Genomic DNA, 23,871 nt, shown 5'->3' on the forward strand with positions numbered 1-23,871 from the left:
ACACTCGATGGCCACGGGGCGGTCCGGTCACCAATGAACCGAACCGATAAAGGCACTGGCTTTTAACACGCTGTTGAGTTCTCAAGAAACGGACACCCACCGCGCCCGACCCACTCTCGCAGGCCCGTGCTCCGGGGCAACCCTTCAAGCTTATCCGATTCGTCCGGTTCGTCAAACTTCGTCCGATTCGGCGCCCCCCGCAGGTTCCAGCGACGCGGAGGAGATCCGCGCTGCCGGTCTGTGGAGTTCCCCTCGGGCCGGCCGCCTCCCGGCGTCCCGCTCCCCTTGGGGCAGGTAGAACATTAGGTCCGTCCGGCAACACCGTCAAATCGACGCTCCGGGGCGCGTAGTCCCAGGTGAACCCCGGGTTTCGGGGGTCGGCAAGGGGCGCGGCACGGTCCTCGTGACCGCACTGTGACGTTTGAACGGCCGGAGCTTTGCCCTCGGACGCGAACGGGCGCCCGCCCGGCACAGGCCGGACGGGCGCCCGCGGCGCTCGGAACGGGGGGTCAGGCCGGCACGACCTCCACGCCCCCGACGTTGCGCTTCCCGCGCCGCAGCACCAGGAAGCGGCCGTGCAGGAGGTCCGACGCCGCCGGGACGGCGTCCTCGGCCGCGACCTTGGCGTTGTTCAGGTACGCGCCGCCCTGGGCGATCGCGCGCCGCGCCTCGGACTTGCTCTTGCACAGGCCCGAGGCGGCCAGGAGGTCGGCGACGGGCGGGAGTTCGCCCGGCGGCACCTCGGTACGGGGCACCTCGGCCAGGGCCGACCGGAGCGTGCGCTCGTCCAGCTCCTCCAGGGCGCCCTGCCCGAACAGCGCCCGCGAGGCCGCGACCACGCGGGCGGTCTCGTCGGCGCCGTGGACCATCGTGGTCATCTCCTCGGCCAGCGCCCGCTGCGGGATGCGGGCGGCGGGGCGCTCGGCGCCCTGCTTGACCAGTTCCTCGATCTCCTCCCTGGTGCGGAAGCTGAAGACCTTGAGGAACCTGGCGATGTCGCGGTCGTCGGCGTTGAACCAGAACTGGTAGAACGCGTACGGCGAGGTCAGCTCGGGGTCGAGCCAGTACGTCTCGCCGCCGGCGGTCTTGCCGAACTTCGTCCCGTCGGCCTTGGTCAGCAGCGGCGTGGTCAGGGCGTGCGCCGCGGTCCCCTCGACGCGCCTGATCAGGTCGGCCCCGGCCGTGAGGTTGCCCCACTGGTCGTTGCCGCCGGTCTGCAGGACGCAGCCGTACCGCCGGTGCAGCTCCAGGTAGTCCATGGACTGGAGGAGCACGTAGCTGAACTCGGTGTAGCTGATCCCCGTCTCCAGGCGGCTGCGCACCGTCTCGCGGGCGAGCATCCGGTTCACCGGGAAGTGCTTGCCGATGTCGCGGAGGAACTCGATGACCGTCATCGGGCCGGTCCAGTCGAGGTTGCTGACCATGGTGGCGGAGTTGGGCGCGTCACCGAAGTCCAGGAAGCGGGAGACCTGGCCGTGGATGCGCTCGACCCAGCCGGCGACGGTCTCCTCGGAGTTCAGGACGCGTTCCGCGCTCTTGCCGCTGGGGTCGCCGATCAGCCCGGTGGCGCCGCCGACCAGCCCGATGGGACGGTGCCCGGCCTGCTGGAAGCGCTTGAGCACCAGGATCTGGATCAGGTTGCCGAGGTGCAGGGACGGCGCGGTCGGGTCGAAACCGCAATAGAGCGTGACCGGCCCCGCGGCGAGCGTCGCTCGCAGTTCGTCCAGATCGGTGGACTGCGCGATCAGGTCGCGCCACGCGAGATCGTCGAGGATGTCGGTCACGTTCTTCCTGCTCTCCACATGCGAAGGGTCGGTCCCTCCAGGGTGCCGGAGGGTGCGCACCTCACGGTAATGGTTTACCGCGGCCGGCCGTGACGTGCCGGGCCGGTACGGAGGCGTCAGGCGGGCCTGGCCCGCTTGCGCGGCACGTGGGCCCGGTACGCGGAGACGGTCGGGTCACCGTCGATCCAGAACCGCCAGGGGGTCTCCTTGGCCCCGGTCACGCCGACCCGGGGGCCGGTCCTGATCAGTGCCGGGTCGGCGGGGTCGCCGGGCAGGACGCGCAGGGCTCCGCCGGGGGCGCAGACGTCCGCGCCGTTCTGCTCGCGGGCGATGCCGAGGGTGACGCACAGCCGGGCGGGGCCGCGGGCCATGTCGCGCTCGGTGGAGCGGGGCCGCCGGGAGCGTGCCGTCTCGTGCCCGGAGACGACCTGGCCGGCGCGGATCAGGACGGCCGAGGCGGTGCCCTCCTCCGCGCAGACCAGGTTGACGCAGTAGTGCATGCCGTACGTGAAGTACACGTAGGCGTGCCCGGGCGGCCCGAACATCACCTCGGTGCGCGGCGTGCGGCCCCGGTAGGCGTGCGAGGCCGGGTCGAGGGGCCCGGCGTACGCCTCGACCTCGGTGAGCCGGACGGCGACGCCGCCGTGGACGAGGACGCGGCCGAGCAGGTCGGGGGCGACCTCGTCCACCGGGCGGTCGAAGAACGCGCGGGGCAGGGGGGTGCCGGTCATCGGCCTACTCGGAGCCCGCGGCCCAGGCGGCGTGCTCGTCGGCGAGGCCGCGCAGCGCGGCGATCTGCTCGCGGACGCGCTCGGGGGCGGTGCCGCCGTGCGCCTTGCGGGAGGCGAGCGCGCCCTGGACGTTCAGGACCTCGCGGACGTCGGGGGTCAGGTGCGGGGACACCTTGAGCAGCTCGTCGTCGGTGAGGTCGTCGAAGTCCTTGTCGTTGACCTGGCACCAGACGACGAGGTGGCCGACGACCTCGTGGGCGTCGCGGAAGGCGGTGCCGCGCCGGACGAGGAGTTCGGCGAGGTCGGTGGCCAGGGCGAAGCCGTCGGGGGCGGACGCCTCCAGCCGCTCGGTGTTGACGCGCATGGTGGCGATCAGGCCGGACATGGCGGGCAGGACGAGGAGCAGCGTCTCGACGGCGTCGAAGGCGCCCTCCTTGTCCTCCTGGAGGTCGCGGTTGTAGGTGAGGGGCAGGCCCTTGAGGGTGGTGAGCAGGCCGACGAGGTGGCCGATGAGGCGGCCGGCCTTGCCGCGGGCCAGCTCGGCGACGTCGGGGTTCTTCTTCTGCGGCATGATCGACGACCCGGTGGCGTAGGTGTCGTCCATCTCGATCCAGCGGAACTCCTGGGACGCCCACAGGCAGATCTCCTCGCCGAGGCGGGAGAGGTGGACGCCGGTCAGGGCGGCGGCGAAGAGGAACTCGGCGACGAAGTCGCGGTCGGCGACGGCGTCCATGGAGTTGGCGGCGGCCGAGTCGAAGCCGAGTTCGGCGGCGGTGGCCTGCGGGTCCAGCGGGAGCGAGGAGCCGGCGAGGGCGCCGGAGCCGAGCGGGGACACGGCGGCGCGGCGGTCCCAGTCGCGGAGCCGGTCGATGTCGCGGGTGAGCGGCTGGACGTGGGCGAGCAGCTGGTGGGAGAACAGCACCGGCTGGGCGTGCTGGAGGTGGGTCATGCCGGGGGCGGCGACGCCGAGGTTGTGCTCGGCCTGGGCGATCAGCGCGGTCTCCAGCTCGACCAGCCGGCTGACGATCTGCCGGACGTGGTCGCGGAGGTAGAGGCGCAGGTCGGTGGCGACCTGGTCGTTGCGGCTGCGGCCGGCGCGGAGCTTGCCGCCGAGGGCGCCGAGGCGTTCCAGGAGGCCGCGTTCGAGGGCGGTGTGGACGTCCTCGTCGGCGACGGTGGGCCGGAAGTCGCCGCTCTTGCACGCCTCTTCGAGGTCGTCGAGGGCACCGAGCATGCGCTCCAGCTCGTCGTCGGTGAGCAGCCCCGCCCGGTTGAGCACGCGGGCGTGGGCGCGCGAGCCCATCAGGTCGTACGGGGCGAGCCGCCAGTCGAACTGGACGCTCACCGAGAGCCGCGCGAGCGCGTCCGACGGACCGCCTTCGAACCGGCCGCCCCACAGTCGCGTCGGTGCCTTCGTCACGAAAATCCTCTTCTTCCTGTGCTTTCCTGTGCTCTTCGAACGGAGGCGGGCGGCTGCCGCCGGCCCGCGATCCCCCACTGTATTGCCACCCCGGCGCGCGCCGCTCCGGTCCGGGACGCCGTGCTAGCCGCCGTGCTGGCCGCCGCGCCGTTCGCGTCCCGCGGCCAGGCGCAGCAGCGACTCGGCCAGCTCCTGCCCGCCGGCCGGGTCGCGCGCGATGACCAGGATGGAGTCGTCGCCCGCGACCGTGCCGAGGATGGACGGCCATTCGGCGTGGTCGATCGCCGAGGCCAGGTACTGGGCGGCGCCCGGCGGGGTGCGGACCATGACCAGGTTGGCCGACGCCTCGGCGGAGACCAGCAGTTCGGCGGCGAGCCGCCCGAGCCTGCCGGTGAACGACTCGGCGTCGCCGGCGCCGGTCCGGGCGCGCCGGATCCGCTCGCCGCCCTCCCCGGGGACGGCGTAGATGAGGCTGCCGTCGTCGGCGCGCAGCCGTACCGCGCCGATCTCGACCAGGTCGCGCGACAGCGTGGCCTGGGTGACCTCGACGCCCGCCTCGGCGAGCAGGCGGGCCAGCTCGGCCTGGGAGTGCACCGGGTTGCGGGTCAGCAGATCGACGACCTTGGCCTGGCGGGCGGTCTTGGTCACGGGGATCGTCATGGCGGTCTTCTTATCGCTCCAGAAGCCAGGCCAGCAACGCCTTCTGGGCGTGCAGCCGGTTCTCGGCCTCGTCCCAGACGACGCTGCGGGGGCCGTCCAGCACCGCGGCGGTGATCTCCTTGCCGCGGTAGGCGGGGAGGCAGTGCAGCACGATCGCCGCGTCGTCGGCGAGGGAAAGCAGCGCCTCGTCGATCCGGTACGGCTCGTACAGGGCGGTGTCCTTGCCCTCCTGGCCCATCGACACCCAGGTGTCGGTGGCGAGGACGTCGGCGCCGGCCGCGGCGCGCTCGGCGCCGGCGGTCACGGTGACCGAGCCGCCGGTGGCGGCCGCGATCTCCGCGGCCCTCGCGACCACGGCGGGGTCGGGCGGCAGCGGCTCGGGGGCGGCGATCCGGACGTGCATGCCGGCGGTGGCGCCGCCGAGCAGGTAGGAGTGGGCCATGTTGTTGGCGCCGTCGCCGAAGTAGGCGAGGGTGAGGCCGGCCAGGCCGCCCTTGGACTCCTTGATCGTCTGGAGGTCGGCCAGGATCTGGCAGGGGTGGAACTCGTCGGTCAGCGCGTTGACGACCGGGACGGTCGTGCCCGCGGCCATCTCCTCGATGCGTTCCTGCCCGCCGGTGCGCCACACGATCGCGGACGCCTGCCGTTCCAGGACCCGGGCGGTGTCGGCGATCGACTCGCCGCGGCCGAGCTGGCTGGTCCCGGAGTCCAGGACCAGCGGGTGCCCGCCGAGTTCGGCGATGCCGACGGCGAACGAGATGCGGGTGCGGGTGGACGGCTTGTCGAACAGCACCGCGACGGTCCGGGGGCCCTCCAGCGGCCGGTGCGCGAACCGGTCCGCCTTCATGGCGGCGGCCAGTTCCAGCACCTCGGCCTGCTCGGCGGGGGTGAGGTCGTCGTCGCGCAGGAAGTGCCGCGCCATGGGTCAGTCCTCCTTCTCGGCCGCGGCGTCCAGGATCGCCGGGAGGGCGTCGGTGAACGAGCCGGCCTGCTCGGGGGTGAGGATGAGGGGCGGGGCGAGCCTGATCGCGTCCGGCTGCACGGCGTTGACCAGGAACCCGGCCTCCCGGGCGGCGGCCTCCACGGCGCCGGCGCGGGCGCCGTCCAGGACCACGGCCCGCCAGAGCCCGCGCCCCCGCACGCCCTTCAGCAGGGGATGGAGGGTCGCGGTGATCCCGGCGGCGAGCCGCTCCCCCACCGCGGTGACGTGGTCGAGGAGGCCGTCCCGCTCGATGGTCCCGATGACCGCGAGCGCGGCGGCGGCGCCGACCGGGTTGCCGCCGAAGGTGCTGCCGTGGTCGCCCTTGGCGAAGATGCCGCCGTGCTCGCCGAAGGCGACGCAGGCGCCGATCGGCAGCCCGCCGCCGAGGCCCTTGGCGAGGGTGAGGATGTCGGGGGTGGCGCCGGCCAGCTCGTGGCGGAACACGAACCACGTGCCGGTGCGCCCGATCGCGGACTGGATCTCGTCGGCGACGAGGAGCGCGCCGGTGGCGTCGCAGATCTCGCGGGCGGCGGCGAAGTAGCCCTCCGGGGGCGGGACGACGCCGGCCTCGCCCTGCGTGGGCTCCAGGAACACCGCCGCGCACTCGCCGGTCACGGCGGCCTTGAGCGCGTCGGCGTCACCGTACGGGACGAAGCGGACGTCCAGCGCGAACGGCCCGAACGGTTCCCGGATGGCGTCCTTGCCGGTCAGCGCGAGCGCGCCCATGCTGCGGCCGTGGAAGCCGTTCTCGGTCGCGACGAAGTAGGACCGGCCGTTGCTCTTGCCGTACTTGATCGCGAGCTTGAGCGCGGCCTCGTTGGCCTCGGTGCCGCTGTTGGCGAGGAACACCCGGGCGTCGGCGTCCAGCAGCCCGCGCAGCTTCTCGGCCAGCCGCACCTCGGGCTCGTGCAGGAAGAGGTTGGAGGTGTGCGCGAGGCCGGCGACCTGGGCGCTCACCGCCTCGACCAGGGCCGGGTGGCCGTGCCCCAGGCTGCTCACCGCGATGCCGGCGATCAGGTCGAGGTAGGCGTTGCCGTCCACGTCCCAGACCCGGCTGCCCTCGCCGCGCGCGAGCGCCAGCGGCGGCACGCCGTAGTTGGGCATGAACGCCGCCTCGTACCGTTTCCTGAGGTCGTCGTTCTTCACGCGACTTCTCCCTCTTCGTTCTCGTCCGCCGCCGGGGCGGGGGTGCCCGGGACGACCATGGTGCCGACGCCCTCGTCGGTGAAGACCTCCAGCAGGACCGAGTGCGGGACGCGGCCGTCCAGCACGTGCGCCTGCGGGACGCCGCCGCGCACGGCGTGCAGGCACGCCTCCATCTTCGGCACCATGCCCGAGGTCAGTTCGGGCAGCAGCGCGGCCAGTTCGTCGGCCGTCAGGCTGTCGATCACGTCGTCGCTGTCGGGCCAGTCGGCGTACAGGCCCTCGACGTCGGTCAGCACGACCAGCTTGGTGGCGTCCAGCGCCACGGCCAGCGCGGCGGCGGCGGTGTCGGCGTTGACGTTGTAGACCTCGCCGTCGTCGCCGCGGGCGACGCTGGAGATGACCGGGATCCGGCCGTCGTCCAGCAGCGCCCGGACCGCGCCGACCTGGACCTCGACGATCTCGCCGACCTGGCCGATGTCGACCGGCTCGCCGTCCACGACCGCGTGCTTGCGCTCGGCGGTGAACAGGTTGGCGTCCTCGCCCGACATCCCAACGCCGAACGCGCCGTGCCGGTTGAGCAGGCCCACCACGTCCCGGTTGACCTGGCCGACCAGGACCATCCGGACGACCTCCATGGCCTCCGGGGTGGTGACGCGCAGCCCGGCGGTGAAGCTGGACTCGATCCCGGCGCGCTCCAGCGCGGCGTTGATCTGCGGCCCGCCGCCGTGCACGATCACCGGGCGCAGCCCGGCGTAGCGCAGGAACACCACGTCCTCGGCGAACGAGGCGCGCAGCGACGCGTCGGTCATCGCGTGCCCGCCGTACTTGATCACGACGGTGGCGCCGTGGAAGCGCTCCAGCCACGGCAGCGCCTGGATCAGCGTGCCGGCCTTCTCCAGCACCCCGGCCCTGTTCTTCCGCATCCGGGCCCCGCTCGTCACTCCGCTCACGTGCTGTACGCCGAGTTCTCGTGGACGTAGTCGGCCGTGAGGTCGGTGGTCCAGACGGTGGCGCTGTGCGGGCCGGCCGACAGGTCGACGGTGATCGTCACGTCGCGGGGGCGCAGGTCGACCTTGTCGCGGTCGTCGCCGACCGAGCCGTTCCGGCAGACCCAGACGCCGTTGATCGCGACGTTGAGGTGGTCGGGCTCGAAGACGGCGTCGGTGGTGCCGACGGCCGACAGGACCCGCCCCCAGTTGGGGTCCTCGCCGTGGATGGCGCACTTGAGCAGGTTGTTGCGGGCGATGGAGCGGCCGACGGTCACGGCGTCGTCCTCGCTGTCGGCGCCGACGATCTCGATCGCGATGGCCTTGGACGCGCCCTCGGCGTCCACGAGGAGCTGCCGGGTGAGGTCGGCGGCGACCTCGGTGAGCAGCGCGGTGAACTCGGCCTCGTCCGGGGTCGCCCCGGCGGCGCCGGAGGCCATCAGCAGCACGGTGTCGTTGGTGGACATGCAGCCGTCGGCGTCCAGCCGGTCGAGGGTGACGCCGGTGGCGGCGCGCAGCGCCCGGTCGAGGGCGGCGGCGTCCAGGTCGGCGTCGGTGGTGATCACGCAGAGCATGGTGGCGAGGGAGGGGGCCAGCATGCCGGCGCCCTTGGCCATCCCGCCGATCATGTAGCCGCCGTCGCCCTGCCGGAACGCGATCTTGGCGACGCTGTCGGTGGTGCGGATGGCGTCCGCGGCGGCCAGCCCGCCGTCGCCGCGCGACAGCCCGGCGGCCGCGGCGTCGACGCCCGGCAGCAGGCTGTCCATGGGCAGCCGCTCCCCGATGAGGCCGGTGGAGCAGACCGCGATCTCCCCGGCCGAGTCCTGGAGGGCCTCGGCGACCTTCTCGGCGGTCGCGTGGGTGTCCTGGAAGCCGGGCGCGCCGGTGCAGGCGTTGGCGCCGCCGGAGTTGAGCACCACCGCGCGCAGCCGGCCGCCCTTGAGGACCTGCTCGGACCACAGGACCGGCGCGGCCTTCACCCGGTTGCGGGTGAAGACGCCGGCCGCGGCGCGGGACGGCCCGTCGTTGACGACCAGGGCGAGGTCGCGGGCTCCGCTGTCCTTCAGGCCGGCGACGACGCCGGCGGCGCGGAACCCTCTGGGTGCGGTGACGCTCAAGGAGACACTCCGATCGTGGTGAGACCGAGCCGTTCGGGCAGGCCGAGGGCGAGGTTGGCGCTCTGCACCGCTCCCCCGCCGGTGCCCTTGGTGAGGTTGTCGATGGCGGCGACCACGACGGCGCGGCCGGCGCGCTCGTCGTGGGCGACCTGGATCAGGGCGGTGTTGGCGCCGAGCGTCATCGCGGTCGAGGGCCACTGCCCCTCGGGCAGCAGGGCGACGAACGGCTCGCCCTCGTAGGCCAGGCCGTACGCGTCGCGCAGGGTCTCCAGCGTGACGCCGGGCCGGGTGCGGGCCGAGCAGGTGGCCAGGATGCCGCGGCTCATCGGCGCCAGCGTGGGGGTGAACGAGACGGTGACCGGCTCGCCCGCGACCCCGCTCAGGTTCTGGATCATCTCCGGGGTGTGCCGGTGCACGCCGCCGACGCCGTACGGGCTCATCGCGCCCATGACCTCGCTGCCGAGCAGGTGCGGCTTCAGCGCGCGGCCCGCGCCGGAGGTGCCGGAGGCGGCGACCACGACGACGTCCGGCTCGACCAGCCCGGCCAGGAACGCCGGGAACATCGCCAGCGTGACCGCGGTCGGGTAGCAGCCGGGCACCGCGATGCGCTTCGCGCCGGCGAGCACCTCGCGCTGCCCCGGGAGCTCGGGCAGGCCGTACGGCCAGGTGCCGGCGTGCGGGGTGCCGTAGAAGGCGGTCCAGTCGGCGGCGTCGGACAGCCGGAAGTCGGCGCCGCAGTCGATGACGAGCATGTCGTCGCCGAGCTTCTCGGCCAGCGGCCCGGACTGCCCGTGCGGCAGTGCCAGGAACACCGCGTCGTGCCCGGCGAGCGTGTCCGGCGTGGTCTCCTCCAGGACGCGGCCGGCCAGGGATCGCAGGTGCGGCTGGTGCGCGCCGAGCTCGGTGCCCGCGTTGGACCCCGCCGTCAGCGTGCCGATCTCGAACTCCGGATGGCCGGCGAGGATGCGCAGCACCTCGCCGCCCGCGTATCCGCTGGCGCCGGCGACCGCCGCCTTGATGCCCATGGTGTCCGTTCACCTTCCCCGATGCTTGGTGAGCAAGAGTATGCATGAGTCTGGATGAATATCCAAATCGTTAATCCGCCCGAAACAGCTTAGGCGGCTAATGATTTGACGGCTAATAATGAGGCTTCTAATCTTTTGTCCCATGGAGAGGCAAGATCACGGATTCGTGGACATCACCCCCACGGGGCCGGTGGACGACTGGCCGACCGGCCGGCTGTTCGCCGCCGCCGCCAAGCTGTGGGGCCCGGTGATGTGGCGGGTGATCGACCAGCACGGGATCAGCCCGGCCGGCTTCCTGATCCTGCGCTCGCTGCTCGGCCGCGACGGGCAGCGCCCCGGCGAGCTGGCCCGGCAGATGATGATCACGCCCGCCTCGGTCACCTCGGTGATCGGCACCCTGGAGCGCAACGGCCACGTGGAGCGGCGCCGCGACCCCACCGACCGGCGGGCCGTGCTCGTCCACATCACCGGCTCCGGCCGCCGCCTGGCCGTCGAGGGCGGCCAGGAGCTGTCCCGGGACCTCCGCCGCTTCTACGTGATCGACGAGGCCGACGAGCCGGCCGTCCGCCGGTTCCTGATCCAGCTGATCGACCGGTTCCGCGCCTACTCCGGCGGCGACACCACGGCCGCGGGCGCCGCCTGCGGCCCGGCGGACGCCACGGCCCGCCCGGCGGACGGCCCGCCGGCCGGGCGCACGGCCGAGCCGCCCCCCACGCCCCCCGAGGAGGAGAGATGACCGCACCCCCCGAAGGCCCGCCGGACGGCGGCCCGCCCGTCGCCGTGCGCACCACCGGCCTGCGCAAGACCTACTCCGGCCCGCGCGGCGACGTGCCCGCCGTCCAGGGCGTCGACCTGGAGGTCGGGCAGGGCGAGTTCTTCGGCCTGCTCGGCCCCAACGGCGCCGGCAAGTCGACCACCATCGGCATGCTCACCACCCTCGTGCTGCCCACCGCCGGGACGGCGGAGGTGTGCGGGCTCGACGTCGTCCGCCGGCCCGTCGAGGTCAAGCGCCGGATCGGCATGGTGTCCCAGAACAACACCCTGGACAACGAGCTCAACGCGTTCGAGAACCTGGAGTTCCGCGGCCGCTACTTCGGCATGTCCGGCCGGGACGCCCGCCGCAGGGCCGGCGAGCTGCTGGAGATGTTCAACCTCCAGGACCGCCGCAAGGGCACCCCGTTCGAGCTGTCGGGCGGCCAGGCCAAGCGGCTGATGATCTGCCGGGCGCTGGTCCACCGGCCCGAGGTGCTGTTCCTGGACGAGCCCACCGCCGGCCTCGACCCGCAGAACCGGGTCAACCTCTGGGAGGTGCTGCGCGGCCTGCAGAAGGAGGGCCAGACCATCGTCCTCACCACCCACTACATGGAGGAGGCCGAGGCCCTCTGCGACCGGCTCGCCGTGATCGACCACGGCAGGGTGCTGGCCAGCGGCACCGTGGACGGCCTCAAGGACACCGCCGGCGCCGACACCGTGATCACCGTCTCGTACGACGGGACGCCACCCGGCGACCTGGCCGCGCTCCGCGACCGCGCCGGGATCGATCGCGTCGAGGTGACCGGCGAGCAGGTGCGGGTGTTCGCCCGCGAGCCCGAGGGCGTCCTGGGCGAGCTGGTGGCGGCCGGCTCGGCCGCCGGGGTCGGCGTCACCGACGCCGCGCAGCTGCGCCCCAGCCTGGAGACCGTGTTCCTCACCCTGACCGGACGGGAGTACCGCGACTGATGGCTTCCCAGAAGACGGCCGAGGCCGCGGCGGCGGTGAGCGAGCGGCCCGTGCCCGCGCCGCCGGCCATGCGGCCCACCCTGGCGCGCACCTTCGGCGGCATGATGGCCCGCGAGGTGCGGGTCATGCGCAAGAACTTCCTGTCGACGTTCCTGCGGGTGCTGGTCCAGCCGCTGATGTTCGTGTTCGTGTTCGCGTACGTGCTGCCGAAGATCGGCGGCGGGGCGATGGCCATGGGCGGCGGGGACGGCGCCAACTTCACCACGATCCTGGTGCCCGGCCTGGTCGCCTCGTCGATGGTCATGCAGGCGATGATGGCGGCGATCATGCCGCTGATGATGGAGCTGACCTGGCAGCGCTCCATCACCGACCGGGCACTGGCGCCGCTGCCGGTCCCGATGCTGGCGATCCAGAAGATCACCGCGGCGGCGGTGCAGGGCCTGGTGGGCGGGCTGCTGGTCTTCCCCGCGGTGCTGTTCATCCACGCCGACGGCCAGGAGCCGCAGGTCCACATCGGCAGCTGGCCGGTGCTGATCATGGCGATGGCGGTCGGCTCGCTGCTGGCCGCCTCGGGCGGGCTGCTGCTCGGCACGCTGATCGACCCGCAGAAGGCGCAGATCCTGTTCGCCGTGATCCTGCTGCCGGTCACCATGCTCGGCTGCGTCTACTACCCGTGGTCGGCGCTGGAGGACATCCGCTGGCTGCAGATCGCCAGCCTGTTCAACCCGCTGGTGTACGTGAGCGAGGCGCTGCGGGCGGCGCTGACCCCGGGCGTGGGCCACATGCCCACCTGGGCGTTCTCGCTGGCGCTGCTCGGCGGCACCGCCGTGCTCACCTGGTTCGCGACGCGCACGTTCACCAAGCGCGTCCTGACCTGAGCCGGACCCGCGCGGGACGGGACGGGGCGGGGTGCGCGCACCCCGCCCCGTCCGCGTCCGGGCTCACATCGGCTCGATCTCGGACAGCCCGGCGTCCTTGTCCAGGCGCAGCCAGCGGGTGATCCCGACGGTCCGCAGGAACGGGACGTCGTGGCTGACCACGACCAGCGCCCCCCGGTACGCCTCCAGCGCCTCCGCCAGGCGGCGGACGCTGGCCATGTCGAGGTTGTTGGTCGGCTCGTCCATCAGCAGCAGCCGCGGCGCGGGCTCGGCCAGCAGCAGCGAGGCCAGGACCGCCCGGAAGCGCTCCCCGCCCGACAGCGTCCCGGCGGGCTGGTCGGCCCGCCGGCCGCGGAACAGGAACCGCGCCAGCCCCGCCCGGACGGTCTGCGCCGACGCCGACGGCGCGAACTCCCGCACGTTGTCGACCACGCTGAGCCGGTCGTCCAGGACGTCCAGCCGCTGCGGCAGGTAGCGCACGCCCTCGACGCCGATCTTCACCCGGAGCCCCTCGCCCGGACCCTCGCCGAGCAGCGCGCGCAGGAAGGTCGTCTTCCCGGCGCCGTTCGGGCCGGTCAGCGCGATCCGCTCCGGGCCCCGGACGATCAGCTCCTCCAGGGCCGCGGGCTCCCCGGCGGGCAGCCCGGACACGGTGAGGACGGTGCGCCCCGCCGGGACCTCGGTCGCGGGCAGCGCGATCCGGATCTCGGCGTCGGCGCGGACCGCCTCCTCGGCCTCCGACAGCCGGTCGCGCGCGTCCGCGAGCCGGTCCTCGTGCATCTGCCGGTGCTTGCCGGCCGACACCTGCGCCTGCCGCTTGCGCTCCTGCATGATGATCTTCGGCTCGCGCTTCTGCTCGAACATCTTGTTGCCGTAGCGGACCCGGCGGGCCAGCTTCACATGGGCCTCCTCCAGCTCGCGTTTCTGCCGCCGCAGGTCCTGGCCGGCGGCGCGGACGGCGCGCTCGGCCGCCTCCCGCTCCACGGCGAGCAGCTCCTCGTACCCGGTCAGGTTGCCGCCGAACGAGCGCACGCCGCCCTCCCGCAGGTCGGCGATCTCGTCGACGAGGTCCAGCAGCGTCCGGTCGTGGCTGACGACGATCAGCACGCCCGGCCAGGACTCCACCGCGCCGTAGAGGCGGCGGCGCGCGTCCAGGTCGAGGTTGTTGGTGGGCTCGTCGAGCAGCAGCACGTCGGGACGGGCCAGCAGGCGGCCCGCGAGGCCGGTCATGATGGCCTCGCCGCCCGACAGCGTCGCCACCGTGCGGTCCAGCCCGACGGCGCCCAGGCCGAGCCGGTCCAGCTCGGCACGGGCGCGCTCCTCCACGTCCCAGCCGTCCCCGACCGCGGCGAAGTTCTCCTCGGTCGCCTCGCCCCGCTCGATCGCGTGCAGCGCCTCGCGGGTCGCGGTGATGCCGAGCAGGTCCGACACGGTACGGGCGGTGCCGAGCGGGAGGTTCTGCGGCAGGTAGCCGATCTCGCCGGCGACGCTGACCGTCCCGGCCGCCGGGCGCACCTCGCCCGCGATCAGCCTGAGCAGGGTGGACTTGCCCGAGCCGTTGACGCCGATGAGGCCGGTACGGCCGGTGCCGAACGCGACGTCCAGGCCGTCCAGCACGGTCGTGCCGTCCTCCCAGGCGAACGACAGCTCCGAGCAGACCACCGAGAAGGGGGTGGAAGCAGCAGGAAATGACATGGGCGGTCCTCCAAGACGTACCGGGATCGATCAGGACACGTGGAGACACCGCGGAACGCGCAGCGCGCGGGCGAAAAGAGCAATCGCCCGGGACGAGGGTCCACCGAGGTCACGAACGCGGGCACGCGGGGCGCTGCTCGAGACGAGCACCCAGAACCGCTGCCACGCGGTGTCTGCGACCTCAGTGCTTCATGGACTCCCCAGCCGGACGACGATGTGACGGGTCCAGCGTAGCCGGACATCTAATGCAACACAAGTAGCTTTAAGAGAATTTCCCCGGGAACGCGAGAGCGGCCCCGCACCGCAGTACGAGGCCGCTCCCGGGAAGCGTCAGGGCGTCAGCCCCCGCGCTGGACGGCGCCGGTGCGCTCGGCGGCGGCGGCCACGGCCGCGTCCCGGGACGCGCCGGCCTCCTCGGCCGTGAGCGTCCGGTCCGGCGCGCGGAACCGCAGCGAGTAGGCCAGCGACTTGCGCCCCTCGCCCGCCTGCTCGCCCGTGTAGACGTCGAACAGCCGGACCGACTCCAGCAGCTCGCCCGCCCCGTCGCGCAGCGCCGCCTCCACCTCGGCCGCCGGAACGGCCGCGTCGACGACCAGCGCGACGTCCTGCGTGGCGACCGGGTACGACGACACGTGCGGCGCCCGCACCGGGCCCGGGTCGCCGAGCAGCCGGGTCTCCAGCTCCATCGCGCAGGTCCGCGGCGGCAGCCCGAACGCCTTGATCACCCGCGGGTGCAACTCGCCCGCGTGCCCGACCAGGGTCTCCCCCGCGTACAGCGCGGCGCACCGGCCCGGATGCCACGGCTCGTGCCGGTCGGCCCGGACCGCCAGCTCCACGCCGGCCTCGCGGGCCACCGTGCGGGCGGCCTCGATCGCGTCGGCCCAGCCGGCCGGGCGGCCGCCGCCCCACCAGCCCGACGGCTCCCGCTCCCCGGCGAGCACGGCCGCGACCCGGTACGGCTGGTCGGGCAGCGCCGCCTCCACCGAGGCGATCTCCCCGGCCGTCGGCCCGCGGTCCACCGCCAGCCGCGGCGAGCGCGCCGGCGCGCCCTCGCGGGGCCGGAACACCACGCCCTGCTCGTACAGCGCGACGTCGGCGAAGCCGCGGCCGACGTTGCGGCCCAGCGTCTTCAGCAGCCCCGGCAGCAGCGTCGTGCGCAGCAGCGGCTCGTCCTCCGACATCGGGTTAGCCAGCCGCAGCGCCCGGCGGCGCGGGTCGCCGGCCGGGAGCTGGAGGCCGTCCCAGTCCTTCTCCGCGGTGAACGGGTAGCTCAGCACCTCGACGTACCCGGCCCCGGCCAGCGCCCTGCCGATCCGGCGGCGCAGCCGCTGCGCCGGGGTGAGGCCGCGCCCGGCCACCGGCCGCGGGGCGCGCGACGGGATCGCGTCGTACCCCTCCAGCCGGATGACCTCCTCGGCCAGGTCGTTGGGGTCGGTCAGGTCGGGCCGCCACGAAGGCGGCGTCACCGTCAGCGCGTCGCCGCCCGCCGCGGCCCGGACGGCGCAGCCGACCTGCTCCAGCCGCCGCACGACCGTGTCGCGCGCGTACTCGACGCCCGCGACGCGGCCCGGATGCCCGGCCGCCATCTCGATCGTGACCGTCCCGGCCGGCGCCTCGGCGTGCGTCACGCCCGGCAGGACCTCGGCGCCGCCCAGCTCGGCCAGCATGCGGGCCGCCAGGTACGAGGCGTACAGCGGCAGCTCGCGGTCCACGCCGCGCTCGAACCGGTAGGACGCCTCGCTGCGCACCCTGTGCCGGCGGATCATCCGGGCGGTGCCGATCGCGTCGAAGTGCGCGGCCTCGATGACCATGTCGGCCGACTTCTCGTCGATCTCGGTGGCCAGCCCGCCCATCGTGCCGGCCATCGAGATCGGCCCGGACTCGTCGGTGATCAGGATGTCCTCGGGGTGCAGCTCGCGCCGCACGTGGTCGAGGGTCTCCAGCTCCTCGCCCTCGGCGGCGCGCCGCACCACGATCGGACCGGTCAGCTTGCCCCGGTCGAACGCGTGCAGCGGCTGCCCCAGCTCCAGCATCAGGTAGTTGGTGATGTCGACCGCCAGCGACACCGGCCGCATCCCCGCGCGGTACAGGCGCACCCGCATCCGCATCGGGGTCTGCGCGGACGGGTCGAAGCCGCGCACCTCGCGCAGCACGATCCGGTCGCACGCGGTGGGGTCGGCGATGCTCGCCGGGTAGGAGCCGCCCGTCTCCACCGGCAGCTCGACGTCGGTGGGGTCGGTGAACGGGACGTCGTAGGCGATCGCCGCCTCGCGGGCCAGCCCGCGGATCGACAGCGCGTAGCCGCGGTCGGGCGTCACCGCGATGTCGAGGACGTCGTCGCGCAGCCCGAGCAGCTCGATCGCGTCGGTGCCGGTGGGCTCGTCGCCGGGCGGCAGCACCAGGATGCCGTCGTGGTCGTCGCCGATGCCCAGCTCCCGGACCGAGCAGATCATGCCCTCGGAGACGCGCCCGTAGGTCTTCCGGGCGCCGATCTTGAAGCCGCCGGGCAGCTCGCCGCCGGGCAGGATCACCACGACGCGGTCGCCGACCGCGAAGTTGCTCGCGCCGCAGATGATGTTCTGCGGCTCGCCCGTCCCGTTGGCCTGCCCCACGTCGACCTGGCAGTACCGGATCGGCTTCTTGAATTCGGTCAGCTCCTCGATGGCCAGCACCCGGCCGACCACCAGCGGGCCGGTGATGTCGGCGCCGGCGCGCTCGACGGCCTCGACCTCCAGGCCGGCCGCGATCAGCCTGTCGGCGAGGTCGCGGCCGGTCACGTCGGCGGGGAGCGCCACGTACTCCCGCAGCCAGGAAAGCGGCGCGCGCATCAGATCTCCATCCCGAACGGAAGGGTGAAGCGCACGTCACCCTCCACCATGTCGTGCATGTCCTCGACCCCGTGCCGGAACATCAGCGAGCGCTCCACGCCCAGCCCGAACGCCCAGCCGCTGTAGCGGTCGGGGTCGATCCCGCAGGCCACCAGCACGCGCGGGTTGACCATGCCGCAGCCGCCCAGCTCGATCCAGCCCTCGGAGCCGCACGTCCGGCACGGCTCCCCGCCGGGCTCGGCCGAGGCGCCCCGGCACACGAAGCACTGCATGTCCACCTCGCCCGACGGCTCGGTGAACGGGAAGTAGTACGGGCGGAACCGCGTCGTGAGCCCCTCGCCGAACATGCCGCGGATGAACGCGTCGATGGCGCCGCGCAGGTCGGCCATCGTCAGGCCCTCGTCGACCGCCAGGCCCTCCAGCTGGTGGAAGACCGGGCTGTGCGTGGCGTCCAGCTCGTCGGTGCGGTACGTGCGGCCGGGCGCGACGACGTACACCGGCAGCTCGCGCGACAGCAGCGAGCGGATCTGCACCGGCGAGGTGTGCGTGCGCATCACCAGGTCGGTGTCCTCGGACTCGACGAAGAACGTGTCCTGCATCGTGCGCGCCGGGTGGTCGGGCTCGAAGTTCAGCGCGTCGAAGTTGAACCAGCCGGCCTCGACCTCGGGACCCTCGGCGATCTCGAAGCCCATGGAGACGAAGACGTCGGCCATCCGCTCCTGCATGGTGGTCAGCGGGTGCCGGGCGCCGCGCGGCGCGCGGTCCCAGGGCAGCGTGACGTCGACGGTCTCCTCGACCAGCACGCGCTGGTCGCGCTCCTCCTCCAGCTCGGCCTGGCGGGCCTTGAGGGCCTTCGCGACGGCGCCGCGGGCGGCGCCGATGCGCTTGCCCGCGTCGGCGCGGGCGGCCGGCGGCAGCGCGCCGATCTCGCGGTTGGCCAGGGCCAGCGGGGAGCGGTCGCCGGCGTGCGCCAGCCGGACCTGCTTGAGCTCGTCGAGGCCGGCCGCCGCGGCGATGGCCGCGAGGGCCTCGTCACGGGCCGCGTCGAGCGCTTCGGGCTGCAACGCGGACACCTCGACGGGGTCGTAGGACTTGTTAGGTGCAGACATGGTGGTGTGAGAACTTCCGGTCGGCGTGGATCGCCCGCAGTCTAGTGGGCGAACGGAAAGGATCCGGAAAAGCCCGCCGGGCCCGGGAGCGAAGCCGCCTCGCTGGAGAGCGTGGTCAGGAGGCGTAGTCCGGGGCGCCCGCGGGCATGGTAAATCGGAACTCGGCGCCGCCGCCGGGGGCGCGCCGCACGGTGATCGTCCCGCCGTGCGCCTCGACGAGGCCCTTCACGATGTAGAGGCCGAGGCCGGTGCCGCCGCGGCGGTTGCCGCCGGGGCCGCGCCAGAACTGCCGGAACACGCGCTGGACGGCCTCGGGCGGGATGCCCTCGCCCTCGTCGCGTACCGACACGGCGGCCCCCTTCTCGTGCGCGTCCGGCTCCACCACGATCGTGACGGTTCCGGCGCCGTGCCGCACCGCGTTTTCCACCAGGTTGCCGAGGATCTGGTCGACCTTGTCGCGGTCGAGCCACATCTCCGGCAGCTCCCCGCGCGCCTCGAACCGGAACCGGTCCTCGGGCTCGCCGGCCGCGACCCGGCCCGCGATCACCTTGCGGGTCTCCTCGACCAGGTCGACCACCTGGCGGCGCATCTCCAGCCGGCCGGAGTCGATCCTGGACACGTCCAGCAGCTCGGTGATCAGCCGGGTCACCCGGTCGGCGTCGGCGTTCACCGTCTCCAGCATGACCAGCTTCTGGTCGTCGTTGAAGCGGGCCCACTTGGCCAGCAGCGTGGCGGTGAAGCCCTTGACGCTCGTCAGCGGCGAGCGCAGCTCGTGCGCCACCGTCGAGACCAGGTCGGCCCGGTCGCGCTCCTGGCGGGCCCGCTGGACGGCGTCGCGCAGGCACACCGTGAAGCGCCGCACGCGGCCGTCGCGGTCGCGCCGGTACGCGGCGGTCACCAGCAGCTCGCAGCCGCTCGGCAGGAACAGGGACCGCTCGGGGTGCCGGATGCGGGTGGCCAGGCCGTCGTAGGGCGCCAGGCACTTCCACCAGTCGCGCCCCTCGGCGTCGTGCAGCGGCAGCACGTCGCGGAAGTCGCGGCCGAGCGCCTCGGCGCCCGAGATGCCCGTCATCCGCTCCGCGGCGGCGTTGAACGTGATGACGCGGGCGTCCCCGTCCGCCACCAGCAGCCCATCGGGGAGATCGTCGTTCATGTCCTCTTGTACGCAGCGGGAGGCGCCCTCCGCCGAGGGCACGCGGCGAGGCGCGTGCGGGGAGTCCACTCCGCCCACAACGGCCTCCAGACACGGTTAGAGCGCGGCCTGTCCAGAAGAGACTCTATCGGCACCGGACCGCCCGGCGGGACCCGAGAAACGCCCCAGGGCAAGGCTTTTATGGCCCTACCGGGCAGTACCGGGCGCGCATGGCCAGGCGGCGGACGGCGGACAGGCGAGCCGGCGGACAGGCAAGCCTGCGAGCACCGCCCGCCGTGCGCCGGCCCGGCCGTTAGCGGCTCGGCCGTTACCGGGCGGCCGCCGCCGCGGCGGCCAGCGCGTCCTCGACGCCGTCGTACAGCCCGAAGACCCGGTGCAGGCCGGTCACGTTCAGCAGCCGGCGCTGCGCGGGCCGCACCCGCGACAGCCGGACCCCGCCGCCCGCGGCGGCGGCGCGGTTGTGGGCGGCGACCAGCGCGCCCAGGCCGGCGGCGTCGCAGAACGACACGCCGGCGAAGTCGACCACCAGGTTGCGGTGGCCGGCCGCGTGCAGCTCGGTCAGCCGGCCGCGCAGCTCGTCGGCGGTGCGCAGGTCGATCTCGCCGTGCACCGCGGCGACGGCCGTGTCGCCGCTCGCCCGGACGACGGTGACGCCGAAGCACCCGTCGTCGTCGGTCCGGAACGCGGACCCGGCCGGGCCGGCGGCCCGCCCCCGGGCCGGTCGCGGCGCCCCGGCGCGGCAGCGCAGGTCGGGCGCCCGGCGGGCACGCCTCCTGGCAGCCCTGCCATCGTCGGTCATCATGTCGCCCCCAACTCGCACGGCGTCATCGCCGCCCTCGTCAACACCGTAAGGATCCGGTCGGACCCGCGGATCCACCGCCGGGCTGGTATCACGCTCCTCCTCAGGAACGACCCCGGCGCCGCGCCCGCCCCCGTACTTCCCCCGTACGGAGGACCGGCGCGCCATCATTCTCGCAGGTCAGCCCGCCCCGCACGGGGTGTAAACCGGCCGGATCCGGCCAGCGGAACGGGAACAGAACGCGGCTCTCACGGCGCGCGCCGCGCCCGCTGCGCGCGCGCCGAGCCGTACAGGCACACCGCCGCGGCGGTGGCCAGGTTGAGGCTCTCGGCCCTGCCGTAGATCGGCACCCGGACCACGTCGTCGACATGCCGGAGGATCTCCTCCGGCAGGCCCCACGCCTCGTTGCCGAACACCCAGGCGGTGGGCCGCGCCAGCAGCCCCTCGTCCGCGGCGTCGTCCAGCGTGCGCTCGCCGGCGCCGTCGGCCGCCAGCACGCTCAGCCCGGCCGCCTTCAGCTCCGGGATGAGCGTGTCGAAGCGCGGCCCCATCACGACCGGCAGGTGGAACAGGCTCCCGGCCGAGGCCCGCACGCACTTGCCGTTGTACGGGTCGACCGAGGCGTCGGTGAAGATCACCGACTCGGACCCGGCGGCGTCGGCCGTGCGCAGCACGGTGCCCGCGTTGCCCGGGTCGCGGACATGCGCCAGCACGGTCACCAGCTTCGGGGCCGGCGCCAGCGCGGACTCCAGGGGAACGTCGACGAACCCGCAGACCGCCAGCAGCCCCTGGGGCGTGACGGTCTGGGCGAGTTCGGCCATGACCTCGCCGGAGACCCGCAGCACCGGGACGCCCGCCCGCTCGGCGGCCGCCACCAGCTCGGGGTGGCGCGTCTCGGCCTCGGCCGTGGTGAACAGCTCGGCCAGGCCGCCGGGGATCTCCAGGGCCTCCCGTACCGCCTGGGGCCCCTCGGCGAGGAAGCGGCGCTCGCGGCGCCGGAAAGCGCGCTTGGCGAGCCGCCGAGCCGCCTTCACCCGTGGAGACCGGACGGAGGTCAGCTCGCGGCCCGCCATACGGTGAACGCCCGTCCGCCGGTCAGGCGGCCGCGCTGCCCTCGGCGGGCAGCGCGTCCTTGGCGACCTTCACCAGGGCGGCGAAGGCGGGGGCGTCGTTGACGGCCAGCTCGGCCAGCATGCGCCGGTCGACCTCGACCTCGGCGGCCTTGAGGCCCTGGATGAACCGGTTGTAGGTCATCCCGTTGGCGCGGGCCGCGGCGTTGATCCGCTGGATCCACAGGCGGCGGAACTGCCCCTTGCGGTCCTTGCGGTCCCGGAACGCGTAGGTCATCGAGTGGAGCTGCTGCTCCTTGGCCTTGCGGTACAGGCGCGACCGCTGGCCGCGGTAGCCGCTCGACCGCTCCAGGACGACCCGACGCTTCTTGGCGGCGTTGACCGCCCGCTTCACGCGTGCCACGTTTCGAACTCCTTCGTGGGGGCCGGGGCCTCCGGGCCTCGGCCGGTCGTACGGGTTGCTGGGTCGCCGGCTACTTGCGCAGCAGCTTCTTGATGTTCTTGGCGTCGGCCGGCGTCACCACGGCCGGGCCGTCCAGGCGGCGGGTCCGCTTGGTCGGCTTGTGCTCGAGCAGGTGGTTGCGGTTGGCGCGGCGGCGCATCACCTTGCCGGAGCCGGTCAGCTTGAAGCGCTTCTTGGCACCGCTGTGGGTCTTGGTCTTCGGCATGGTCGCCGTCGTCTCCCTCGATCTGTTCGGTCCCCCGCGGCGGGCGCGGAGACGTGCCTGTACGGACGCGCCCCGCCCCGCCGGCTCGTCGGTGCCGCTCGGGCACGCCGCCGGGCTGGAACGCGTCTGGACAGGCTCAATGTACGTGCGTGACGACCCTGCGAAGCGCAGGATCGGGCCGGGGCGGTCGCAAGCGGCCGCCCCGCGGCGGCCCGGCCTGGGCCGGGCCGTCAGACGGTGTCGGGAGCCTCGCGCTCCGCCTTCGCGGCGGCGCGCTCGGCCTTGGCCTCCGCCTTCTTCTTGTGCGGTCCGATCACCATGATCATATTCCGGCCGTCCAGCTTGGGGTGCGACTCGACGAACCCGAGCTCCTCGACGTCGCTGGCCAGCCGCTGCAGCAGCCGGCGGCCCAGCTCGGGCCGCGACTGCTCGCGGCCGCGGAACATGATCGTCACCTTGACCTTGTCCCCGGCCTTGAGGAACCGCACCACGTGACCCTTCTTGGTCTCGTAGTCGTGCGGGTCGATCTTCGGCCGGAGCTTGATCTCCTTGATGATCGTGTGCGCCTGGTTCTTCCGCGCCTCGCGCGCCTTCATCGCGGACTCGTACTTGAACTTGCCGTAGTCCATGAGCCGGGCGACGGGCGGCCGCGCGGTGGGTGCCACCTCGACCAGGTCGAGGTCCGACTCCCGCGCGATTTCCAGGGCCTTGGCGAGCGGCACGATGCCGACCTGTTCGCCGTTCGGGCCGACGAGCCGGACCTCGGGCACGCGAATGCGGTCGTTGATACGCGGTTCAGCGCTGATGGGACCTCCTTGGGGCCGTTCCTGGCGTCTTGCACGTCTTGTGCGACCGGTCGTACCCCGGGCCTTCCACGCGAAAAGCCCCGCACGACTCGCATGCGGGGCCACCTCCGGCCGTCGCCGGCGATCCCTCCGGCGCCCGAAGCGCCGGAGACGCCGGCGGAACGGACGCCGCTGCGCCCGTACGCCGGACCGGAACCCACCGGCCTAGCTGGCCGGTCAGGTGGGAGATGGCCTCCGCTTGAGCGCCCCGCGCGAGTGGCCGCGGGCGACGCCGTGTCCGCAATGCACGTAGGCAATGCATGCACGTGTCGCCACGCTCGCGCCCGCACAGGGCCGGTCGGTTGTTCAGCTTATCACCCGCGCGGCCGTCCGGTGACCCGTGCCAGGGCGGCCGGCCCGTCCCGTCCCCTCCGGTGCGACTGGAGGGACGGGACGGGCCGGGCGGGATGAAAGGCGATCGGAGTACGTGACCGTGACAACATGCCGCCGTCCCCGTTCATTCCCCGTGCCGGTGCCGATTGTTACCGTGGTCACAGCTCGGACCGCCGGGTTCGGCAGCACGGAAGGACCGACTCCTTCGCCATGCCCGCATTCAGGACCGATGCCCCGACCGATTCCCCGTCGGCCGCCGCCCTCACTGGATCCCGGCCACGCCTGGAGTTCGCGCAGAAGGCGTTCATCACCGACCGCGGCCGGCTGCTGCTGGTCCGCAAGTCCCCCTCCGACCCGTTCCACCCGGGGCGCTGGGAGGTTCCCGGAGGACGGCTGGAGGTGGCCGGCGACGTCGACCTGGACGACCACATCCGCCGCGAGGTGCGCGAGGAGGTCGGCCTGGAGATCGACCCCGGCCCGCCGTTCCACCTGTGGGAGTGGTTCATGCCCGACCGGCGCGAGCGCCGCGGCCGGCGCGGCGACCGGGCCCGGGCGGTCCGGGTGGTGGCGGCGGCGCGGCTGTGCCGCCCGGTCACCCGCGAGATCACCCTGGAGAACCAGACGCCCGGCGACCACCTGGTCGATCCCACCTGGGTGCCGCTGGCCGAGCTCGCCGGGTACGACCTGATCCCCAGCCTGCGGCCGGTCATGCGCGCGTTCCTGCTCATGCACCCCGAGACCGCCGCGCCGCCCGGCGGGCCCGATCTCCCGGAGGCCGGGCCGGCGGCCGGGCCGCCGGGAGACCCGCGGCCGGGCGCCCTGGTGGATCCGGTCGCGGACCCGGTGGCCGAACCGCTCGCCGGCCCGCTGCCCGGGGCGTTCCCGCCCGGCGCGCCCGCTCCCGGCTGAGCCCGGCCGCCCG

22 protein-coding genes are annotated in these 23,871 nt (G+C 73.6%); 4 read left to right on the forward strand and 18 right to left on the reverse strand.

Going from position 1 to position 23,871, the window contains the following annotated elements; genetic code table 11:
- Positions 1–509: 509 nt before the first annotated feature.
- From tyrS to argC, 9 genes are all read right to left on the reverse strand, one after another.
- Complete coding sequence (gene tyrS / locus ACA361_RS35250) at positions 510–1,784, reverse strand: tyrosine--tRNA ligase (RefSeq protein WP_375019565.1); 1,275 nt, start codon at positions 1,782–1,784, stop codon at positions 510–512.
- A gap of 116 nt (positions 1,785–1,900) precedes the next feature.
- Positions 1,901–2,515, reverse strand: a complete 615-nt coding sequence (locus ACA361_RS35255; RefSeq protein WP_375019389.1) for a DNA-3-methyladenine glycosylase — start codon at positions 2,513–2,515, stop codon at positions 1,901–1,903.
- A 4-nt stretch (positions 2,516–2,519) separates the two neighbouring features.
- Complete coding sequence (gene argH, locus ACA361_RS35260) at positions 2,520–3,935, reverse strand: argininosuccinate lyase (RefSeq protein WP_375019391.1); 1,416 nt, start codon at positions 3,933–3,935, stop codon at positions 2,520–2,522.
- 123 nt (positions 3,936–4,058) lie between these two features.
- On the reverse strand, positions 4,059–4,595 hold the full coding sequence (locus tag ACA361_RS35265) for an arginine repressor (RefSeq protein WP_375019393.1): 537 nt from the start codon (positions 4,593–4,595) through the stop codon (positions 4,059–4,061).
- 10 nt (positions 4,596–4,605) lie between these two features.
- Complete coding sequence (gene argF / locus ACA361_RS35270) at positions 4,606–5,517, reverse strand: ornithine carbamoyltransferase (RefSeq protein ID WP_375019395.1); 912 nt, start codon at positions 5,515–5,517, stop codon at positions 4,606–4,608.
- Positions 5,518–5,520: 3 nt separating this feature from the next.
- On the reverse strand, positions 5,521–6,723 hold the full coding sequence (locus ACA361_RS35275) for an acetylornithine transaminase (protein ID WP_375019396.1): 1,203 nt from the start codon (positions 6,721–6,723) through the stop codon (positions 5,521–5,523).
- Positions 6,720–7,646 (reverse strand): acetylglutamate kinase, encoded by a 927-nt coding sequence (argB, locus tag ACA361_RS35280; RefSeq protein ID WP_375019398.1) that lies wholly within the window; start codon positions 7,644–7,646, stop codon positions 6,720–6,722. Before argB ends, ACA361_RS35275 begins: the two co-directional genes overlap by 4 nt.
- Before the next feature lie 23 nt (positions 7,647–7,669).
- Positions 7,670–8,827, reverse strand: coding sequence for a bifunctional glutamate N-acetyltransferase/amino-acid acetyltransferase ArgJ (argJ, locus tag ACA361_RS35285; protein WP_375019400.1), 1,158 nt, complete (start codon positions 8,825–8,827; stop codon positions 7,670–7,672).
- Positions 8,824–9,852 carry an N-acetyl-gamma-glutamyl-phosphate reductase gene (gene argC / locus ACA361_RS35290; protein WP_375019402.1) on the reverse strand — a complete coding sequence of 343 codons (1,029 nt, stop codon included), beginning with the start codon at positions 9,850–9,852 and terminating at the stop codon, positions 8,824–8,826. Before argC ends, argJ begins: the two co-directional genes overlap by 4 nt.
- Positions 9,853–9,994: 142 nt before the next feature.
- On the opposite strand from argC, the gene ACA361_RS35295 reads away from it, so the two are divergent.
- The 3 genes from ACA361_RS35295 to ACA361_RS35305 are packed head-to-tail and all read left to right on the forward strand — an operon-like array spanning position 9,995 to position 12,449.
- Positions 9,995–10,588, forward strand: coding sequence for a MarR family winged helix-turn-helix transcriptional regulator (locus tag ACA361_RS35295; protein WP_375019404.1), 594 nt, complete (start codon positions 9,995–9,997; stop codon positions 10,586–10,588).
- Complete coding sequence (locus tag ACA361_RS35300; protein ID WP_375019405.1) at positions 10,585–11,571, forward strand: ABC transporter ATP-binding protein; 987 nt, start codon at positions 10,585–10,587, stop codon at positions 11,569–11,571. Before ACA361_RS35295 ends, ACA361_RS35300 begins: the two co-directional genes overlap by 4 nt.
- A complete protein-coding gene (locus ACA361_RS35305) occupies positions 11,571–12,449 on the forward strand; it encodes an ABC transporter permease (RefSeq protein WP_375019407.1) in 879 nt (292 codons plus the stop codon). The genes ACA361_RS35300 and ACA361_RS35305 overlap by 1 nt, the downstream gene beginning before the upstream one ends.
- Positions 12,450–12,512: 63 nt before the next feature.
- Here ACA361_RS35305 and ACA361_RS35310 read toward each other — a convergent pair whose 3' ends face one another.
- From ACA361_RS35310 to infC, 9 genes are all read right to left on the reverse strand, one after another.
- Positions 12,513–14,144 carry an ABC-F family ATP-binding cassette domain-containing protein gene (locus tag ACA361_RS35310; protein ID WP_375019409.1) on the reverse strand — a complete coding sequence of 544 codons (1,632 nt, stop codon included), beginning with the start codon at positions 14,142–14,144 and terminating at the stop codon, positions 12,513–12,515.
- A gap of 338 nt (positions 14,145–14,482) precedes the next feature.
- Positions 14,483–16,972: a phenylalanine--tRNA ligase subunit beta gene (gene pheT / locus ACA361_RS35315; protein ID WP_375019411.1), complete on the reverse strand. Its 2,490-nt coding sequence runs from the start codon at positions 16,970–16,972 to the stop codon at positions 14,483–14,485.
- Positions 16,972–18,081 (reverse strand): phenylalanine--tRNA ligase subunit alpha, encoded by a 1,110-nt coding sequence (gene pheS, locus ACA361_RS35320; protein ID WP_375019413.1) that lies wholly within the window; start codon positions 18,079–18,081, stop codon positions 16,972–16,974. Before pheS ends, pheT begins: the two co-directional genes overlap by 1 nt.
- Positions 18,082–18,196: 115 nt before the next feature.
- Complete coding sequence (locus tag ACA361_RS35325) at positions 18,197–19,234, reverse strand: ATP-binding protein (protein WP_375019414.1); 1,038 nt, start codon at positions 19,232–19,234, stop codon at positions 18,197–18,199.
- 307 nt (positions 19,235–19,541) lie between these two features.
- A complete protein-coding gene (locus ACA361_RS35330) occupies positions 19,542–20,036 on the reverse strand; it encodes an STAS domain-containing protein (RefSeq protein ID WP_375019416.1) in 495 nt (164 codons plus the stop codon).
- A gap of 245 nt (positions 20,037–20,281) precedes the next feature.
- Complete coding sequence (locus ACA361_RS35335) at positions 20,282–21,106, reverse strand: TrmH family RNA methyltransferase (RefSeq protein ID WP_375019418.1); 825 nt, start codon at positions 21,104–21,106, stop codon at positions 20,282–20,284.
- Between the two features lie 22 nt (positions 21,107–21,128).
- The gene (gene rplT / locus ACA361_RS35340) at positions 21,129–21,506 is read right to left on the reverse strand and encodes a 50S ribosomal protein L20 (RefSeq protein WP_366625344.1); all 378 of its coding nucleotides are present in this window, start codon (positions 21,504–21,506) and stop codon (positions 21,129–21,131) included.
- A gap of 70 nt (positions 21,507–21,576) precedes the next feature.
- Positions 21,577–21,771, reverse strand: coding sequence for a 50S ribosomal protein L35 (gene rpmI / locus ACA361_RS35345; protein ID WP_197012720.1), 195 nt, complete (start codon positions 21,769–21,771; stop codon positions 21,577–21,579).
- Between the two features lie 230 nt (positions 21,772–22,001).
- Positions 22,002–22,577 carry a translation initiation factor IF-3 gene (gene infC / locus ACA361_RS35350; protein WP_375019566.1) on the reverse strand — a complete coding sequence of 192 codons (576 nt, stop codon included), beginning with the start codon at positions 22,575–22,577 and terminating at the stop codon, positions 22,002–22,004.
- A 582-nt stretch (positions 22,578–23,159) separates the two neighbouring features.
- Here infC and ACA361_RS35355 point away from each other — a divergent pair.
- Positions 23,160–23,858: an NUDIX domain-containing protein gene (locus ACA361_RS35355; RefSeq protein WP_375019420.1), complete on the forward strand. Its 699-nt coding sequence runs from the start codon at positions 23,160–23,162 to the stop codon at positions 23,856–23,858.
- Positions 23,859–23,871: the final 13 nt, after the last annotated feature.

This window comes from Actinomadura sp. 21ATH (genome assembly GCF_041951345.1).
Taxonomy (GTDB): domain Bacteria; phylum Actinomycetota; class Actinomycetes; order Streptosporangiales; family Streptosporangiaceae; genus Spirillospora.

Excerpts from the sequence above, each read along its gene's own strand:
- pheT (WP_375019411.1), bottom strand. The coding sequence starts at position 16,972 with ATGCGCGCGCCGCTTTCCTGGCTGCGGGAGTACGTGGCGCTCCCCGCC.
- ACA361_RS35300 (WP_375019405.1), top strand. The coding sequence starts at position 10,585 with ATGACCGCACCCCCCGAAGGCCCGCCGGACGGCGGCCCGCCCGTCGCC.
- argB (WP_375019398.1), bottom strand. The coding sequence starts at position 7,646 with ATGCGGAAGAACAGGGCCGGGGTGCTGGAGAAGGCCGGCACGCTGATC.
- ACA361_RS35255 (WP_375019389.1), bottom strand. The coding sequence starts at position 2,515 with ATGACCGGCACCCCCCTGCCCCGCGCGTTCTTCGACCGCCCGGTGGAC.
- argC (WP_375019402.1), bottom strand. The coding sequence starts at position 9,852 with ATGGGCATCAAGGCGGCGGTCGCCGGCGCCAGCGGATACGCGGGCGGC.
- argF (WP_375019395.1), bottom strand. The coding sequence starts at position 5,517 with ATGGCGCGGCACTTCCTGCGCGACGACGACCTCACCCCCGCCGAGCAG.
- ACA361_RS35330 (WP_375019416.1), bottom strand. The coding sequence starts at position 20,036 with ATGATGACCGACGATGGCAGGGCTGCCAGGAGGCGTGCCCGCCGGGCG.
- ACA361_RS35295 (WP_375019404.1), top strand. The coding sequence starts at position 9,995 with ATGGAGAGGCAAGATCACGGATTCGTGGACATCACCCCCACGGGGCCG.
- ACA361_RS35305 (WP_375019407.1), top strand. The coding sequence starts at position 11,571 with ATGGCTTCCCAGAAGACGGCCGAGGCCGCGGCGGCGGTGAGCGAGCGG.
- pheS (WP_375019413.1), bottom strand. The coding sequence starts at position 18,081 with ATGTCTGCACCTAACAAGTCCTACGACCCCGTCGAGGTGTCCGCGTTG.
- ACA361_RS35325 (WP_375019414.1), bottom strand. The coding sequence starts at position 19,234 with ATGAACGACGATCTCCCCGATGGGCTGCTGGTGGCGGACGGGGACGCC.
- ACA361_RS35310 (WP_375019409.1), bottom strand. The coding sequence starts at position 14,144 with ATGTCATTTCCTGCTGCTTCCACCCCCTTCTCGGTGGTCTGCTCGGAG.
- ACA361_RS35265 (WP_375019393.1), bottom strand. The coding sequence starts at position 4,595 with ATGACGATCCCCGTGACCAAGACCGCCCGCCAGGCCAAGGTCGTCGAT.
- ACA361_RS35335 (WP_375019418.1), bottom strand. The coding sequence starts at position 21,106 with ATGGCGGGCCGCGAGCTGACCTCCGTCCGGTCTCCACGGGTGAAGGCG.
- ACA361_RS35355 (WP_375019420.1), top strand. The coding sequence starts at position 23,160 with ATGCCCGCATTCAGGACCGATGCCCCGACCGATTCCCCGTCGGCCGCC.
- rpmI (WP_197012720.1), bottom strand. The coding sequence starts at position 21,771 with ATGCCGAAGACCAAGACCCACAGCGGTGCCAAGAAGCGCTTCAAGCTG.